The organism is Nonomuraea sp. NPDC051298 (assembly GCF_055586305.1).
The window spans coordinates 756,764-771,925 of sequence record NZ_JBVJIM010000003.1 but is presented as its reverse complement, the minus strand read 5'-3'; the positions used below and the strand labels follow the sequence as shown (position 1 = coordinate 771,925).

At 72.8% G+C, this 15,162-nt stretch carries 13 protein-coding genes and 1 tRNA gene; 5 read left to right on the top strand and 9 right to left on the bottom strand.

Going from position 1 to position 15,162, the window contains the following annotated elements; translation table 11 throughout:
* Nucleotides 1–429: 429 nt before the first annotated feature.
* Nucleotides 430–501: transfer RNA gene (locus ACZ6S0_RS13620), tRNA-Arg, on the bottom strand.
* Nucleotides 502–646: 145 nt separating this feature from the next.
* Here ACZ6S0_RS13620 and ACZ6S0_RS13615 point away from each other — a divergent pair.
* A complete protein-coding gene (locus ACZ6S0_RS13615) occupies nt 647–1,003 on the top strand; it encodes a response regulator transcription factor (protein ID WP_465916117.1) in 357 nt (118 codons plus the stop codon).
* 242 nt (nt 1,004–1,245) lie between these two features.
* Here the strand turns inward: ACZ6S0_RS13615 and ACZ6S0_RS13610 are convergent, their stop codons facing one another.
* Nucleotides 1,246–1,986, bottom strand: coding sequence for a phytanoyl-CoA dioxygenase family protein (locus ACZ6S0_RS13610; RefSeq protein WP_465916115.1), 741 nt, complete (start codon nt 1,984–1,986; stop codon nt 1,246–1,248).
* A gap of 175 nt (nt 1,987–2,161) precedes the next feature.
* Nucleotides 2,162–3,379 (bottom strand): site-2 protease family protein, encoded by a 1,218-nt coding sequence (locus ACZ6S0_RS13605; RefSeq protein WP_465916113.1) that lies wholly within the window; start codon nt 3,377–3,379, stop codon nt 2,162–2,164.
* Between the two features lie 639 nt (nt 3,380–4,018).
* Between ACZ6S0_RS13605 and ACZ6S0_RS13600 the strand changes: the two genes are divergently transcribed.
* The gene (locus ACZ6S0_RS13600) at nt 4,019–4,396 is read left to right on the top strand and encodes a hypothetical protein (protein WP_465916111.1); all 378 of its coding nucleotides are present in this window, start codon (nt 4,019–4,021) and stop codon (nt 4,394–4,396) included.
* A gap of 77 nt (nt 4,397–4,473) precedes the next feature.
* Complete coding sequence (locus ACZ6S0_RS13595; RefSeq protein ID WP_465916109.1) at nt 4,474–5,715, top strand: serine hydrolase domain-containing protein; 1,242 nt, start codon at nt 4,474–4,476, stop codon at nt 5,713–5,715.
* Here ACZ6S0_RS13595 and ACZ6S0_RS13590 read toward each other — a convergent pair.
* Nucleotides 5,699–6,103, bottom strand: a complete 405-nt coding sequence (locus ACZ6S0_RS13590) for a MarR family transcriptional regulator (RefSeq protein ID WP_465916143.1) — start codon at nt 6,101–6,103, stop codon at nt 5,699–5,701. The two genes, ACZ6S0_RS13595 and ACZ6S0_RS13590, sit on opposite strands and share 17 nt — an antisense overlap.
* A gap of 209 nt (nt 6,104–6,312) precedes the next feature.
* On the opposite strand from ACZ6S0_RS13590, the gene ACZ6S0_RS13585 reads away from it, so the two are divergent.
* Nucleotides 6,313–9,072: an AAA family ATPase gene (locus ACZ6S0_RS13585; RefSeq protein WP_465916107.1), complete on the top strand. Its 2,760-nt coding sequence runs from the start codon at nt 6,313–6,315 to the stop codon at nt 9,070–9,072.
* On the opposite strand, the gene ACZ6S0_RS13580 is transcribed toward ACZ6S0_RS13585, so the two are convergent.
* From ACZ6S0_RS13580 to ACZ6S0_RS13565, 4 genes are all read right to left on the bottom strand, one after another.
* Nucleotides 9,030–10,328 carry an MFS transporter gene (locus tag ACZ6S0_RS13580; protein WP_465916105.1) on the bottom strand — a complete coding sequence of 433 codons (1,299 nt, stop codon included), beginning with the start codon at nt 10,326–10,328 and terminating at the stop codon, nt 9,030–9,032. The two genes, ACZ6S0_RS13585 and ACZ6S0_RS13580, sit on opposite strands and share 43 nt — an antisense overlap.
* A 42-nt stretch (nt 10,329–10,370) precedes the next feature.
* The gene (locus ACZ6S0_RS13575; protein ID WP_465916103.1) at nt 10,371–11,357 is read right to left on the bottom strand and encodes a threo-3-hydroxy-L-aspartate ammonia-lyase; all 987 of its coding nucleotides are present in this window, start codon (nt 11,355–11,357) and stop codon (nt 10,371–10,373) included.
* Nucleotides 11,358–11,385: 28 nt separating this feature from the next.
* Complete coding sequence (locus tag ACZ6S0_RS13570; protein ID WP_465916101.1) at nt 11,386–12,207, bottom strand: alpha/beta fold hydrolase; 822 nt, start codon at nt 12,205–12,207, stop codon at nt 11,386–11,388.
* A gap of 162 nt (nt 12,208–12,369) precedes the next feature.
* Entirely contained in the window at nt 12,370–12,927 is a 558-nt protein-coding gene (locus tag ACZ6S0_RS13565) for an NADPH-dependent FMN reductase (RefSeq protein ID WP_465916100.1), read from the bottom strand.
* A gap of 119 nt (nt 12,928–13,046) precedes the next feature.
* On the opposite strand from ACZ6S0_RS13565, the gene ACZ6S0_RS13560 reads away from it, so the two are divergent.
* Nucleotides 13,047–13,985: an AraC family transcriptional regulator gene (locus ACZ6S0_RS13560; protein WP_465916099.1), complete on the top strand. Its 939-nt coding sequence runs from the start codon at nt 13,047–13,049 to the stop codon at nt 13,983–13,985.
* On the opposite strand, the gene ACZ6S0_RS13555 is transcribed toward ACZ6S0_RS13560, so the two are convergent.
* A complete protein-coding gene (locus ACZ6S0_RS13555; RefSeq protein WP_465916095.1) occupies nt 13,982–15,124 on the bottom strand; it encodes a DUF418 domain-containing protein in 1,143 nt (380 codons plus the stop codon). The genes ACZ6S0_RS13560 and ACZ6S0_RS13555 overlap by 4 nt on opposite strands.
* Nucleotides 15,125–15,162 lie beyond the last annotated feature (38 nt).

Genomic DNA, 15,162 nt, shown 5'->3' with positions numbered 1-15,162 from the left:
GTGCAGTTGCGAGGGTGTCTAACTCTTTCGTCACACATCGAGCATGGGCACCCTCGCCCTATCTCCGCAGCTATGCCTTGGCATCAATCATCTAGATGTACTTGGTCATCAACGTGGTGACATGTTCACCTGCACTACTTTGATCACGCCCGGAGTGTTCGGCTGGCTGCTGCCACTAGGCGAATCTCCGGCAGCGAAGAAGAGTTGGGATCATGGTGCGCAACGATGTGACGGTGCCGTGCCGTAAATCAGCACCTGGTTGATCCGACGGATCCGTTGACCCGCGCAAATCCCCTTCATCCTGGCCGATAACTGGCCCACAACCAGTGAGCGTCAACGGGAACGGGCGGGGCTCCGTGAGACTGGAGGCCCGCCCGTTCCTACGATGTTTGCCCTGGTCAGCGGCCCAAACCGCTGGTCAAGATCGAGTGCCCCCTGCAGGATTCGAACCTGCGCACCCGGCTCCGGAGGCCGGTGCTCTATCCCCTGAGCTAAGGGGGCTCGACGAGTGACAAGGCTATCAGTATCTGAGCACCACTCGGCACCAGATAAACGTCCTTGAACACTTCCAGAGAAACCGCCCGTGACCACCCCACTACCGGTTAGCTTTGCGGCCGTGGGTGAGGCTCTTGGGAAAGTACTGGTTGTGGATGACGACGAGGTCATCCGGCAGCTCATCGCGGTCAACCTGAACCTGGAGGGGTTCGAGGTCGTGACCGCCACGGATGGGCAGGACTGCCTTGATCGGGTGCTGGACGTCATGCCCGATGTGATCACGCTTGATGTGATGATGCCGTTCCTGGATGGGTGGACGACGGCGCAGCGGTTGCGGATGGGCGAGGCGACCAGCCATATCAAGGTTGTGTTGATCACGGCCAGGGCGCAGGACGATGACAGGGTCCGAGGACGAGGGATCGGGGTGGATGCCTATCTGACCAAGCCGTTTGATCCGGCAGAGTTGATCGAGGTGGTACGGGATCTGGCGGCGCGCTCTCGGAGTTGAGCCGCGAGTCCCGTGGTGTTCGTTCGCCAGGTCCCGTTCCGTTCGTTTGGGGCCTGAGGTCGTCGGGTGCTGGGGTGTGCGGGTTCAGGGCGGGTGGTCCCGTGCTGTGCGAAGGGCCTGCGTGGGCAGGGGTCGCTGCGGTGCGGGGCTTTCCTACGTGGTGGAGGTCCGGCGGGTGGTCGCTGCCGCGTGCTTCTTCTGGCCGTGCGGGTGTACCAAACGGCGGGTGACCCGTACGGGTGTTACCAACCGGCGGCGCGGGCCAGGGGCGTGGTGTCGCTCGGGGTGAGTGGGTTGGTCAGGATGACCGGCATCTGGGCCATGAATCGAGGCTCGGCGCCCAGGTGCTCCTGAGCGGCGTGGACGGTGAAGGGATGCAGGATGTACGCATCTCCTGGTACGCCGGTCGCCAGGGCGAGTGGACGGTCCCGGCCCGCGTCGTCGAAGACCGGGCCCATCCGCATCGGGTCGCCCACCTTCTCGTCCAGGATCTTGGCGAGGTCGCGCTGCGAGCCTGCTCGGACGCGGGTCGGTGCGTCGTCCTGGCCGACCTCCGAGAACAGCACCAGCAGCAGGAGCGTGGCCGGACGCCCGCTCACGCCCCACGAGCCGTCGGGTCGCTGGGTGTTGGCGTCGACGTGCCAGCCCCGGTCGTCGGCCGGGGGCAGCCTGGGGAATCGGATCGGGATGTTGCCGACGCTGCCGCGTCGCGTCCACCCGCCAGGGCCGGCAATGGCGTCCAGTGCCCGGTGCAGGCGCGGACTGGTCATGAACTGTCCGAACGGGCCCTCGCCGGTCAGGTCTGCGGTCCATACGACGGGCTGGGTCCAGCCGGAAGGGTCGTCCGGTGACAGGCCGATCCGCTGCCACAGCAACGCCCTGGCAGCGTCGGCGACCTCGCGGGGGACGATGCCCTCCACCTTGGCGAAGCCGGTGGTGACGAACTCCTCGACGTCAACCCCTTCGACCTCAGCGCCTTCCATCCCAGCGCCTTCGACGGCGGCTGCTTCGATTCCGACCCGTTCCACATCGGCCCCTTCCACATCGGCCCCTTCCGAATCGGCATCGGTATCGGCATCGATGGTTCGACATTCAGGACGTTATCAATGCCGTCCACTGGTTTTGGGGCGAGAAGTGGGTGGTGGGTGCTTCCTCTCCTCAGGTGGAGTGGTGGCTGGTCGGGTGGTCCTGGTGAGGGGAGGGGCGGGGCACGGTGAGGTCGGCGCCGCGAGGCCCCTGGTACGGGTCCGCGGCCCGTAGGTCGGCGGTCGCGACCACCTTGCTGATGTCGCTGGGCGTGAGCAGGCCGACCAGGCGGTCCGTGGAGTCGAGGACGACGGCGCGACCGTCCGCGCTGCCGCCCATCCGTCCCAGCAGGTCCGTCAGCAGTTCGTCCGGGTGGGCCTGCGGCACCTCGTCCGGCGGGCAGGCGATGTCGCGCAGGCGCGTCGCGTCGCGGTCGGGCGGGTGGACCGTACGGATGCGGTTCAGCGTCACCAGCCCGGCGAACCGGCCGGCGTCGTCCACCAGCGGGTACGTGGACAGCCGCCGGTGCATCACGACCCGTTCGATCAGGCCCGCCACGGTCTCGTCGGGATGGGCGACGACGGGCGGTCCCGACATCACCTCGCCCACCCGCAGCCCGTACAGGGCGGTGCCGATGTGGGTCTGCTGCTCCTCGGCGGTGGCCGCGTTGACCAGGAACAGGCCGATCAGGACGAGCCACAGTCCCTCGAACCCGCGGCCGGTGACGACCTGCAGGAAGCCGAGGGCGATGAGCACGTAGCCGAACGCCCGTCCGGCGCGGGCCGCGGCGACCGCCGCCCGCGTACGGTCGTGCCAGCGCGCCCACAGCGCGGCCCGCAGCACCCGCCCGCCGTCCAGGGGCGCGGCGGGGACGAGGTTGAAGACGGCCAGCAGGACGTTCACCCCGGCCAGGTACGTGAAGATCCCCGCGAGCAGCGCGGGCCCCGCCACCGCGGCCACCAGCACTGCCACGAGGCCGAAGACCACGCCCGCCAGCAGGCTCGTCAGCGGGCCGACGATGGCGATCTTCAGGTCGGCGCCGGGCGTGCGCGGCTCCCCGCGGAGTTCGGCGACGCCGCCGAGCAGCCACAGTGTGATCTGCGACACCTCGATGCCGTGGCGGCGCGCTACCAGGGCGTGGGCCAGTTCGTGGGCCAGCAGCGACGCCAGGAACAGCACCGCGGCGACCAGTCCGGCCAGTACGTACACGACCGGCGAGCGCCCGGGGAAGACCGCGGGGAACCGCCCGAAGGCCAGACCGACCACCAGGATGACGACGATGACCAGCACGCTGATGTTGAGCCCGACCTTGACTCCGCCGATGTGACCCAATGGGATCGAGGAGCGCATTTTTCCTCCCCGTGATGGATGTCCCGGGCCCTCTACCCTCATACCGCCGTCCGTCACATTCGAACTGCGGCCCGAGCCCCCGGCTCCCGGTCCTCGGCTCTCGGCTCTCGGCTCCCGGCTCTCGGCGGGAAACGGGCTCCCCGCCCGCAAACCGCTCCGGATGGACCTGGGCAAAGACCAGGAAAGGACCACTTCGCGCGGGCTGCGGGGGCGCACCGGGCTGGGGCGGGCCTACACGAGCCGGGCCCGCCGCCGACCGCGCGCCCATCGACCACGACTCGGTTGCCCCTGAGCGGGGAGGGGCTGTTGGTCACTGAGGACACCGCCGATGACCCGAGGGATGCCGCTGAGGAACGGTGCATCTGGAGGGGAGGGCGGGACGGGCGTGGGACGGGCGTGGAGCGGAGGGTGCGGTGGACGTCTGCGATTGAGGGCCCGGCCGGTAGGCGTGCTGGTGCGGCTGGAGGCCGCGCACCGCGACCCCCGGCACTTCTGACGAGCCCGACGCCCTGCTCGCCACACTTGCCAACATCGTCTCTTACGTAGACAATGTTTTCAGGCGCTCGCACGAGGCGGGACGCCGTACGTGGTAGTACTGGAGATCCGCAAGGGAGGCCGGACGGACGAGTAGGTGCATCCATGACCGAGCGCTACCTCGGGGTCGTCGGTGTGGCCGAGGCCCTGGGAGTGACCCGGCATGCGGTGCACAAATGGCGCACCCGCTATCCGAACGGTTCCGACCACCCCTTCCCCGAGCCTGACGTCGAGGTCGACGGCGCTCCGGGCTGGCGGGCCGATCGGCTGGACGAGATCTCCCGGTGGCGTGCCGGCCTGCCAGGGCGCGGCACGGGGGGCGGCCGGCCCACCGCCGCCCGCCAGGAGTACTTCAAGGCGGCGATGGCGCGCGGCCTGGACCGCGACGAGGCGGCGCGGGCGCTGGCCGCGTTCGCCGTGGAGTTCCCCGAGATGAACGAGCCCGAGCTGTGCGCCTGGCTCATCGAGAAGTTCCGCCGCTGAGCCTGCTCGAACGTTCGCGGGTCACCTCACGACGAAAAGCGGATCACCTCACGACGAACGACGAAAGGTGATGACACATGCCTGAAAGCCGCATGCCCGGGATCGGCGGGGAGACCGCACCGGGATTCGAGGCCGTACGCGAGGCGTTCGCGGCCAACCTGGCCGGCGGCCAGGACGTGGGTGCCGCGGTCGGCGTCTACCTGCACGGACGCAAGGTCGTCGACCTGTGGGGCGGGATCGCCGACCCCGAGACCGGACGGCCGTGGGAACGCGACACCCTGCAGGTCGTCTACTCCACTACGAAGGGCGTCACGGCGGCCTGCGCCCACCTGCTGGCGCAGCGCGGCGAACTCGACCTGGACGCCCCCGTGGCGCGCTACTGGCCCGAGTTCGCGGCCAACGGCAAGGAACGCGTCCCGGTGCGGTGGCTGCTCACCCACCAGGCCGGACTGCCGGTGATCGACCATCCCGTCACCCCCGCCGAGGCCATCGCCTGGAAGCCCATGGTGGACGCGCTGGCGGCCCAGCGTCCGGCCTGGGAGCCGGGCACCGAGCACGGCTACCACGGGCTCACGTACGGCTGGCTCGTCGGCGAGGTCGTGCGCCGGGTCACCGGACGCAGCCTCGGCACGTACCTCGCCGAGGAGATCGCCGGGCCGCTCGGCCTCGACCTGTGGATCGGGTTGCCCACGTCGGAGCACCACCGGGTCAGCCGCATCCTCACGGACCCGGGCGCCTTCGACGTCTCCGCGATAGACCTGGACGCCCTGCCCGAGCCCGCGCGCGAGGTCATGGCGGCCTGGGCCGACCCGTCGTCACTGACCGTGCGGACGATGCGCGTCGTCACGCCGCCGCTGGACCACAACGACCCCGCCGAGCAGGCCGCCGAGATGCCCGCCACCAACGGCATCTGCACGGCCCGCTCACTCGCCCGGTTCTACGCCGCGCTCATCGGCGAGGTGGACGGGCACCGCGTCCTCACCTCGGACACGCTGGCCGACGCCGTCGAGGAGCGCGTGTCGGGCGTCGATCGGGTGCTGCGCGTCCCCGTACGCATCGGCACGGGGTTCGGGCTGCCTTCGCCGGAGGCGTACTGGTACTCCCCCACGGCCTTCGGCTTCCCCGGCCTCGGCGGGTCGATCGGCATGGCGGATCCGGGGAGCGGGCTGGCGTTCGCGTACGTGATGAACCGCCTCAGGGAAGGGGTCCCGGACGATCGGGCGGCGAGCCTGTTCCGCGCCGCCCGAAGCGCCGCACAAAGCACCGCCCGAAGCGCCGCCCAGAACGCAGTCCAAAGCGCGGTCATGGACATCGAGTAGGGGCTTCACGGGCCGGTTCTGGCCAACAGGTCGAGGATCTCGGCCGTGGTGCCGGTCTCGGCGCAGGTGCAGGTCGAGATCGGTGCCGTAGAACGCCGACCAGTTCCGCTTGGTGACCACGAGGTCGCCGGGGTGGCCGGTCAGGTCGTCCGCGATCGTGTCCCAGCCCGCGGGCCGGGCGCCGGAGGCCCCGCCGCGGTCGGTACGTCCGGGCACCGCGTCGGCGCAGGGGTGCAGGGCGCCCGGAACGCCGTTCTGCAGTGGGTTCGGGGTGCCGTTCCAGGAGCCCGGCCTGTTCCAGCGAGACGACGATCGTCGCCATCGACTGCGGCCTGACCCGCTCGGCGGCGGCCAGTTCGCCGGCCGAGGCGGGGCCGAGCTTGCTCAGCCGGGTCCAGGACCGACGCCTGCGCGGAGGACAGGCCGCCCTCTCCTTCCAGGGCCTTGAGTCTGCGGCGCAGGCGTCCGAAGACCACCCACACCTCGGCCGCCGCCCTGGCCGCCTCCAGATTCCTGCGCCTGGGCCGGGAGCGGCATCCGGGAGGTCCCGCCGGGCGAATGAGGGGAGGGAACGCGGGAACGAAGGGGGCTCGGCTCATGCGAGGGTGGCCGTTCGTCGGGCGGGAGGCCGAGTTGGACCGCGTCCGAGCGGGTCTGTCCACGGGAGAGGCGATCGGGGTGGTCGTCTCCGGGGAGGCGGGCGTCGGCAAGACCCGGCTCGCCCGCGAGATCCTGGCCGAGCAGGCGGCCGGCGGGGCCACGACCGGCTGGGTGGCCGCGACCAGGGCGCTGACCGGCATCCCGTTCTGGGTCGTGGCCGCGCTGCTGTCGGCCGCGCCACGACCGCACGAAACCGGCCTGCCCCCGCTGTCGGCCGCGCCGCCGCCGCACGAAACCGGCCTGCTCTCGCGGTCGGCCGGGCCGCCGCCGCACGGAACCGGCCTGCCCCCGCTGCCGTCAGGGCCACCATCGCACGAGGCGGGGCTGCACCTGCTGGCGCTGGCCGAGGCCCGGGTACGCGACTGGGGCGGGGGACGGCGGGTGGTGCTCGGGTTCGACGACGCCCACCTGCTCGACGAGGGGTCGGCCGCCGTGCTCGGCCACCTGGTCGCCCAGGGGCTGGTCGTGCCCGTGATCACCGTACGCGGGGGCGAGCCGGTGCCCGACGCCGTCCTCACGCTGTGGAAGGACGGCCCGGCCGCCTGGCTCGACCTCGACCCGCTGCCGCCCGCCGCCGTCGACCGGCTCATCGAGCACGAGCTCCACGGCGGCGTCGAGGGCGCGGCCAGGGCCCGGCTGCACCGCCTGGCCGCGGGCAACCCGCTGGCCCTGCGCGAGCTGCTGTCGGCGGCGCTGGCGGACGGGACGTTGCGGCAGGCGTACGGGGTGTGGCACCTCAGCGGCGAGGCCCGGCTCGGGGGCGGGGTCCGCCAGCTCCTGCTCAACCGGCTGCGCCCGCTCGACCGGCCCACCCGGCTCGTGCTGGAGCTGCTGGCCTGCGGGGAGCCGCTGCAACCCGCCCTGCTGGAGGCGCTGGCGGGCCCGGTCGCGGTCGAGGGGGCCGAGGCGTGCGGGCTGGCGGTGTCGGAGCGTTCTGGGGCCCGCGTGCAACTGCGGCTGGCCCACCCGCTCTACGGCGAGCTGCTGCGGGCCGGTCTCCCCGCGGCGCGGGCCCGGCTGCTGGCGGGCCACCTCGCCCGCGCCTCGCTGGCCGCGCCGCTGCGCCGGGCGGACGACGCGCTGCGGGCTGGGATCTGGCAGCTCGAAGGCGGTGCCGTGACGCGGCCGGACGTCGTACGCGGGGGCGCGCGGCAGGCCGTCGAGCGGGCGGACCTCGTGCTGGCCGAGCGGCTGGCGCGGGCGGCACGGGACGCGGAGCCGGGGCCGGAGGCCGACGCCCTGCTCGCCGAGATCCTCGAATACCGGGGCCACAGCGCAGAGGCCGCCGCCGTCCTGTCGGACGTGCCGCCGCCGGGCCCCGAACGGGTGCGCTGGGCGCTGGCCCGCTCGGACACGCTGTACTTCGGCTCGGGCGACCGCGCGGGCGCCGAACGAGCGCTCGACCTGGCGGGCGGCGACCTGGTGGAGGGCAACAGGACGTGGATCCTCCTGTTCGACGGGCGGTGCGAGGCGGCGATCGAGGCGGCCGGGCGGCTGCCGGCCTGGGAGTCGGCGGACCCTCAGGCGGTCCTGTGGGGCCTGGTGGCGGCCACGGCGTCGGCCGGTTTCCTCGGCCGCCCCGACGAGGCGGACCACTTCCACGACCGCGGGCAGGCGCTGCTGGCGGCGCATCCGGGCGAGTACCCGTGGGGTGTCGTACAGCTCGGCCTGGCCCGGTGCCTGGCCTGCCTGGCCCTCGGTGACCTGGTCACCGCGTGGGAGGTGGCCGAGCGGGGCTACCGGGAGATCCTGGCCGGTCCCGCGCCGCTCATGTCGGCCGGGCCGGTCGGCTTCCGCGGGCTCGTCGAGTGCGCCCAGGGACGGCCGGAGACCGCCGGACGGTCGTTGCGCGAGGCGGTGACCGCGCTCCAGGGCCGCGACACGATCCGGCTGACCGGGACGTTGATGTCCGGGCTCGCCACGGCGGGCGCGCTGGCCGGGGACGCGTCCGCCGCGCGGTCCTGGGTAGAGCGCGCCGCGTACCGGGACAACGGGGCCAACCGGCTGTTCGCGCCCTGGGCCGTACTGGCGGACGCCTGGACGCGCGCGGCGGCCGGGGAGTCGTCGCTGGCCGTGGCGGCCGCCGAACGCGCCGCCGCGCTGGCCCGCGAGATCGGGCTGCCCACCGTGGAGTGCCGGGCCCACTACGACGTGGCCCGGCTCGGCGGCGACCCGGACCTCGCCAGACTGGACGAACTCGGCGCCGCGCTCGGCACCCCGTTCGGCCGGACGCTGGCGACCGCCGCGCGGGCCCTGGCGAACCTGGACGGCGACACGCTGTGCGACGCGGCCACCGACCTCGCCCGGCTCGGCCACGACCTGCCGGCCGCCGAGGCGGTCATGGCGGGGGCTCGCGCGTACCGCGGGGCGGGGCTGACCGGCAAGGCCGTCATGGCGGCGGAACGCGCGGCCCGGCTCCGCGACCGCTGCGAGGGTGCGGTCACGCCGCTGCTGGAGTACGACCGCACGGCGGTGCTCACGCGCAGGGAACGCGAGGTCGCCGTCCTGGCCGCCCGGCACAGCAGCAAGCAGGTCGCCGAACGGCTCGGGCTGACCGTGGCGACCGTGAACAACAACCTGGCCCGCGTGTACGCCAAGCTCGGCATCTCCCGCCGCGCAGAACTGGCCGCCCTGGTGGACGGGAGCGAGCCCGCTCAGCCGGTCGAACCGGACGATCCCGGCGCGTCCAGACGGTGACCGTCCGCGGAGCCGCGCTCCGGCGCGTCCGGACGGTGGCCGTTCGCGGAGCCGCGCGGCAGCAGGAACGCCGACGCGCACATCAGGGCCGCCGCCCCGAAGAGCGCGGCGCGGCTGTCGGCCCAGGTCGCGACCAGGCCGCCGAGCAGGATGAACAGCGGCTGGGTGACCGTCGTCGCGAACGACCACAGGGCCGCCACCCTGGCCATCAGCTCGTCGGGCGTCCGCTGCTGGCGGTAGCTCGTCATGGTGGAGTTGGCCGCGCCCGCGAACAGCAGCACCATCCCGAACCCGAAGCCGCACATCAGCAACCCCGGGGTGCCGGGCACGGCGGCCGGGATGAGAAAGTACCAGGGGCCGCGCAGCACGCTCGCCCACCACAGCGCGCGTACGGCGCCCAGCCGCGCCGCCAGCCGGGGCGCCAGCCGGGCCCCGGCGAAGCCGCCCAGCGAGGGCACCCCCATGACCAGGCCGTACTCCCAGGGCTCGAAGCCCAGATCGCGCAGGTAGAACACGGCCGACACCGCGGCCCCCATCGAGCTGGCCCCGGCGAAGGTCACCCAGCTCACCAGCATCGGCCGCAGGTGCGGGTGCCGCCAGGCGAACCGCCATCCGCCGAACAGCTCCGCCCGCCTGGACGCGCCCCGCTCGCGTACCGGCGGCGCGGGCTCCCGGGTGCGCAGTGACCTGACGGCCACCGCGCTGACCAGGAACGACACGGCGTCGATCAGCAGCGAACCGGCCGCGCCGAGCAGGCCGATGAGCGCTCCCGCGGCGGACGGCCCGGCCGAGACGCTGAGCCAGCGGGTCGACTCGAGGCGGCTGTTGGCCTCGATCAGGCGCGGGCCGGAGACCAGCGCCTTGAGGTGCGACTGGGCCGCCGCGGTGAACGCGATCAGGCAGGAGGCGTTGACGACGGCGATGACGCACAGGTGGGCGAAGGTCAGCACGTTCAGCGCCGCCGCGGCGGGAACACTCGCCAGCGCGGCGAACCTGACGACGTCGGTCGTGATCATGATGGGCCGCTTGCGGCGGAACTCGACGTACGTGCCCAGCGGGAAGGCCAGGAGCGCCGTGGTGACCGCGGTGAACGCGGACAGCAGCGCCACCTCGAACGCCGAGGCCCCGACGACGGTGACGGCGACCACGGGCAGCGCGACCATGCCGACGGCCGAGCCGAGCTGGCTGACGGTGGCGCCCGACCAGAGGCGACGGAAGTCCCGGCGCTCGCGGGCATCCGGCTGGGGGGAGGTCATCCGGCCCATTGTGCCGCCGCCCGCGAGCACACCGACAGCGGGTCAGCCGGGCGCGTCCGCGCAGAGTTCGGCGAAGCGGCGGGTGTCGACGTTGCCGCCCGAGACGATCACTCCGATCCGCCGCCCGCGGGCACGTAGGTCGCCCGCCCGCTTCGACAGCAGCGCGGCCAGCGGGATCGCCCCGCTGGGCTCGACGACGATCTTCATGCGCTCGAACGCGAACCGCATCGCCGCCCTGATCTCGTCGTCGCTCGCCAGCACGACCTCGTCCACCAGCCGCCGGTTGAGCGAGAACGTCAGCTCGCCGGGGATCTCGGAGGCCAGGCCGTCGGCGATCGTCCGCGGGACCGGGATCGACACCCGCTCGCCTGCGCTGAGCGAGCGCTTGGTGTCGTCGCCGGCCTCGGGCTCCACGCCGATCACCCGGATCCCGGGCAGCAGGCCCTTGGCCGCCGTCGCGCTGCCCGCGATCAGCCCGCCGCCCCCGATGGGCGTGAGCAGCGCGTCGAGGTCGCCGACCTCCTCGATGAGCTCCAGCGCGGCGGTGCCCTGCCCGGCGATGACGTGGGGATGCTCGTACGGGGGGATCAGCGTCAGGCCCCGCTCGGCCGCCAGCGCCTCGCCGATGGCCACCCGGTCGCCGGTGTAGCGGTCGTAGGTGACGATCTCCGCGCCGTAACCGGCGGTGGCCGCCATCTTGGAGCGCGGCGCGTCGCCGGGCATGACGATCACCGCGGTGCTGCCCAGCTCGCGCGCGGCCAGGGCGGTGGCCTGGGCGTGGTTGCCCGACGAGTACGCCGCCACGCCCCTCGCCAGTTGCTCGGGCGAGAGGCGGGAGACTGCGTTGTAGGCCCCGCGGAACTTGAACGCCCCGACGCGCTGGAAGTTCTCGCACTTCAGGAACACCTCGGCGCCGACGAGGGCGTCGAGGGTCCGGGAGCGCAGGACGGGGGTGCGGTGGGCGACGCCCTTGATACGGGCGGCGGCGTCGTGGACGTCGTCCAGGGTGACCGGCAGCGTGTTGGCCATGCTCGTCGTTTCCTCCGGGGTGGTGGTGTCAGGGTGCCGACAGGAAGTCCGCCACGGCCGCCAGCCAGGCGCCGGGCCGGTCGACGTGCGCCATGTGACCCGCCTCGTCGAGAAGCACCGCCCGAGCGGACGGGATCAGCTCCCCCGCCCGCTCCGTCAGCGCGGCCGGGAACGTCATGTCCCGGCGACCGTGCAGCAACAGGATCGGCACGCCGAGCACGGCCAGCCGGTACGCGGCACGATCGGGCCGGGCCGGGGGCAGGGTGCCCGCCCGCCAGGGGCGCGACCACTCGGCCGAGAACCGTACCCGTGACAGGCGTTCGCGGTAGCCGTCCAGGGCCTCTGCCCGCCAGACGTCCGCCTCGGCACCGGCGAACGCCGCCGCGCGGGTGAGCGCGGGCCCCGACAGCGCCGGGTCCGACCACACCTCGGCCGCCGCGCTCACCCTCCTGTCGCGCTCCGGCCAGTCGTCGTACGCGTCGGCGGGCACGGGCAACACGCTGGTGGAGGCGAGAACGAGGCGGCGTACGCGGCCGGGTGCGGCCAGCGCGAGCCGCTGCGCCAGCAGGCCGCCGTAGGAGAAGCCGAGCACGTCGGCCCTGACCACGCCGAGCGCGTCGAGCAGCGCGACGAGGTCGGCCGTCGCGGCGGCCGGGGTGTACTGCCCGTCTGGCAGGCCGCGGGTGGACCGCCCGCATCCCCGCAGGTCCGGAAAGATCACGTCATGGCGGTCGGCGAGCTTCGCCAGCGGGTCCAGCAGGTAGGCGTGATCCCAGTCGGGGCCGCCGTGGATGACCAGCAAGGGGTCAAGGCCGAGGCGATCGGCGGCCCGTACGGTGAACAGCTCCACCGCCGGATCCCGAGAAACGCGGACGAACTCCTCACAGATCATCCGGCACTACGACCCCGTTCCCTTGGCGGCGCGACCGCTTCGACCTTACCCGCCCTCGCACGCGCGCCCGTCCGGGCCCGGAGACCGGCCGGAGCACCGCCTCAAGCCCGCAGCACCGCCTCAGGCGCGGAGGGAGCCGAGCGCGGAGCTCCAGGCGAGCACCTGGTCGAGCATGGCGTTCAGCTTGTCCTCGTGGGCGGCGGCGGGCTTGAAGTCGGTGGCGTTCTCGAAGTCGGTGAAGATCGAGAGCGCGACCTGCTGCTGCACGGTGGCCACGCTCACCATCGCCAGGACGTGACGCAGGTGCTCCACGGCGCGCACCGCGCCGTCCACGCCGTAACCGACGAACCCGGCTGCCTTGTTGCCCCATTCCGCGTACAGGAAGTCGATGGCGTCCTTGAGCGCGCCCGGGATGGAGTGGTTGTACTCCGGGGTCACGAACACGAACGCGTCGAGCGTGGCCACCGTGGCCGCCCAGCGCCTGGTGTGCTCGTGCGCGTAGTCGCCCATGGCCGGGATCTTGGGCTCGTCCAGGTGGCGCAGGTCGTAGTCCTTCAGGTCGATGAGCACGTACTCGGCGTCGCCGCGCTTGGCCGCGAGCGCGTGGACCCACTGCGCCACCGCCTCGCCGTTGCGCCCTGGACGGGTGCTGCCCAGAATGATGCCGACCTTGGCCATCGTGGTCTCCTTCTCAGCGGAAAATCGGTACGCGACCACCGTAGGAGCCAGAGTTGAGATACTGAATGCGCTGCTGTCCAGCATTTATACGCGATCGTCTCCACGCCTATACTGCGCCCATGGATGTCCTGAGCGACGTCGTCGCCCTCATGCGCACCGGCCGCCCGACCTCCGCCCGCGTCTCCTGGCGTGCCCCCTGGGGCCACACCTTTCCCGGCGCCTCCGGGTCGTCGAGCTTCCAGGTCGTGCTGCGCGGCTCGTGCTGGCTGATCCCCCCGGCCGGTGAGCCGGTCGCGCTGAGCGTGGGCGACGTCGTGTTCCTGCCGCACGGCGACAGGTACGGCCTCACCGACGACCCGGCCAGGCCGCTGCCCCCTGCGGCCTGCGACCCGCGCGGCGACCTCGACCTGTTCGCCTCGGCCGACCTCGGCGGCTCGGGGGCCGAGACCGTCACCCTGTCGTGCGGCTACCGGCTCGACGCCGGCCGGACCCACCCCATCCTGAGGGCGCTGCCCGCCGTGATCCACCTGCCCACGACGCTCGGCTGCCACCCCGAGCTGAGGGCCGCCGTCGAGCTGCTGGCGGGCGAGATCGACAACCCCCGCCTGGGCGCGGACACCGTCGTGACGTCCCTGCTCGACATGTTGCAGCTCTACATCCTGCGGGCCTGGTTCGACCGGGAGGCCGGGGTCTGCGCGCACACCGGCTGGGCCGCCGCGCTCGCCGACCCGGCCATCGGCGGCGCGCTCGACGCCATCCACCGCGCCCCCGCCCGCCGCTGGACGGTCGAGTCGCTCGGCGCCCACGTGGGGTTGTCGCGGGCCGGGTTCGCGCGGCGGTTCACGGGGCTGGTGGGGCAGCCGCCGCTGGCGTACCTCACGTGGTGGCGGCTGGCCAGCGCGGCGCGGCTGCTGCGCGAGACCGACGCGTCGGTGGCGGAGGTGGCCGGGCAGGTGGGGTACGGCTCGGAGTTCGCCTTCGGCAACGCCTTCAAGCGCGAGTACGGGGTGGCGCCCGGCAAGTACCGCAGGCGGACGTGCGCGGAGGCCGCGGTCTAGGCCCAGTTGGTGAGGCGGCGCAGGACGTACTCGACCGGGCCGTGGCGGTGGGTGCGCAGCCAGCGCGCGCTCGCCCACAGCAACACCGTGTAGATCACCAGGGCCACCCCCATGACGGCGATCGGCGGCAGTTGGCCCGCCAGCGCCAGGCCGTACCCGGTGAAGACCAGGCAGGCCAGCACCGACTGGCCCACGTAGTTGGAGGCGGCCACCCGCCCGGCCGGGGCCAGCGCCTGCCCGACGGCGGGGAAACGCCTGATCGCGCGCAGCAGCGTCGCCACGTAGGCGGCGGCCAGCAGGACGGAGGTGACGTTGTTCACCGCCATCCCGACCAGTTCCCCCGTGCCGCCCGCTCCGGCCGTCCAGGCCATCAGGATCCCGCCGGGCAGTCCGAGCCCGAAGCCGACCCACTGCACCCGGGGCAGCAGCCGCGACCACCGCTCCGGCTCCTCCAGCAGCCTGGACCTGCCCGCCGCCAGCCCGAACAGGAACATGGCCAGCGCCATCGGCCCCTGGAAGAGCCAGATCATGGCCACGATCGACGGGTACGTCTCGAGCTGCAGGGTCAGGAAGTCCAGCGGCCCGCCGGTGGCCAGGGCCAGCGCCCTGGCCCCGTCGTCCACGGGCGTCGCCTGCCCGGCCGAGGGGTCGAGGCTGGACAACCACGCCAGCCCCGCCCACAGCAGGGTCAGCACGCCGACGATGGCCGAGCCGATGACGACGGCGGTCTTCGGCCTGAGGTTGCGCAGGCCGAGCAGGGCGAGGCCGAGCACGGCGTACAGGGTGAGGATGTCGCCGATCCACAGCAGGATCCCGTGCAGCACGCCGATCACGAAGAGGCCCAGGCACCTGCGCAGCGTCCTGGCCGTCACGCTCGCACCCGCCCGCTCGGCCGAGCGCATCTGCAGCGTGAACGAGTAGCCGAACAGGAACGAGAAGACGATGTAGAACTTGGTCAGCACGAAGGCGGTGATCGCCAGGGCCACCGGGCCGTCGGGGATGGGCATGTCGCCGGACTGGGCGTAGCCGGGGTCGGCGAAGTAGCCGATGTTCGCGATCAGGATGCCCGCCAGCGCGAACCCGCGTACGACGTCCACCTCGTGGACGCGGCTGGCGGGCGGGGTGCGCACTTCAGTCATGCGCCGAAGCTACGGACAGCCCGTGCCGCGGGGCATCA

Bases quoted from the DNA above. Each gene is read 5' to 3' on its own strand.
- ACZ6S0_RS13610 (WP_465916115.1), bottom strand. From the start codon at position 1,986: ATGGAAGGCGCTGAGGTCGAAGGGGTTGACGTCGAGGAGTTCGTCACC.
- ACZ6S0_RS13605 (WP_465916113.1), bottom strand. From the start codon at position 3,379: ATGCGCTCCTCGATCCCATTGGGTCACATCGGCGGAGTCAAGGTCGGG.
- ACZ6S0_RS13600 (WP_465916111.1), top strand. From the start codon at position 4,019: ATGACCGAGCGCTACCTCGGGGTCGTCGGTGTGGCCGAGGCCCTGGGA.
- ACZ6S0_RS13595 (WP_465916109.1), top strand. From the start codon at position 4,474: ATGCCTGAAAGCCGCATGCCCGGGATCGGCGGGGAGACCGCACCGGGA.
- ACZ6S0_RS13585 (WP_465916107.1), top strand. From the start codon at position 6,313: ATGCGAGGGTGGCCGTTCGTCGGGCGGGAGGCCGAGTTGGACCGCGTC.
- ACZ6S0_RS13580 (WP_465916105.1), bottom strand. From the start codon at position 10,328: ATGACCTCCCCCCAGCCGGATGCCCGCGAGCGCCGGGACTTCCGTCGC.
- ACZ6S0_RS13575 (WP_465916103.1), bottom strand. From the start codon at position 11,357: ATGGCCAACACGCTGCCGGTCACCCTGGACGACGTCCACGACGCCGCC.
- ACZ6S0_RS13565 (WP_465916100.1), bottom strand. From the start codon at position 12,927: ATGGCCAAGGTCGGCATCATTCTGGGCAGCACCCGTCCAGGGCGCAAC.
- ACZ6S0_RS13560 (WP_465916099.1), top strand. From the start codon at position 13,047: ATGGATGTCCTGAGCGACGTCGTCGCCCTCATGCGCACCGGCCGCCCG.
- ACZ6S0_RS13555 (WP_465916095.1), bottom strand. From the start codon at position 15,124: ATGACTGAAGTGCGCACCCCGCCCGCCAGCCGCGTCCACGAGGTGGAC.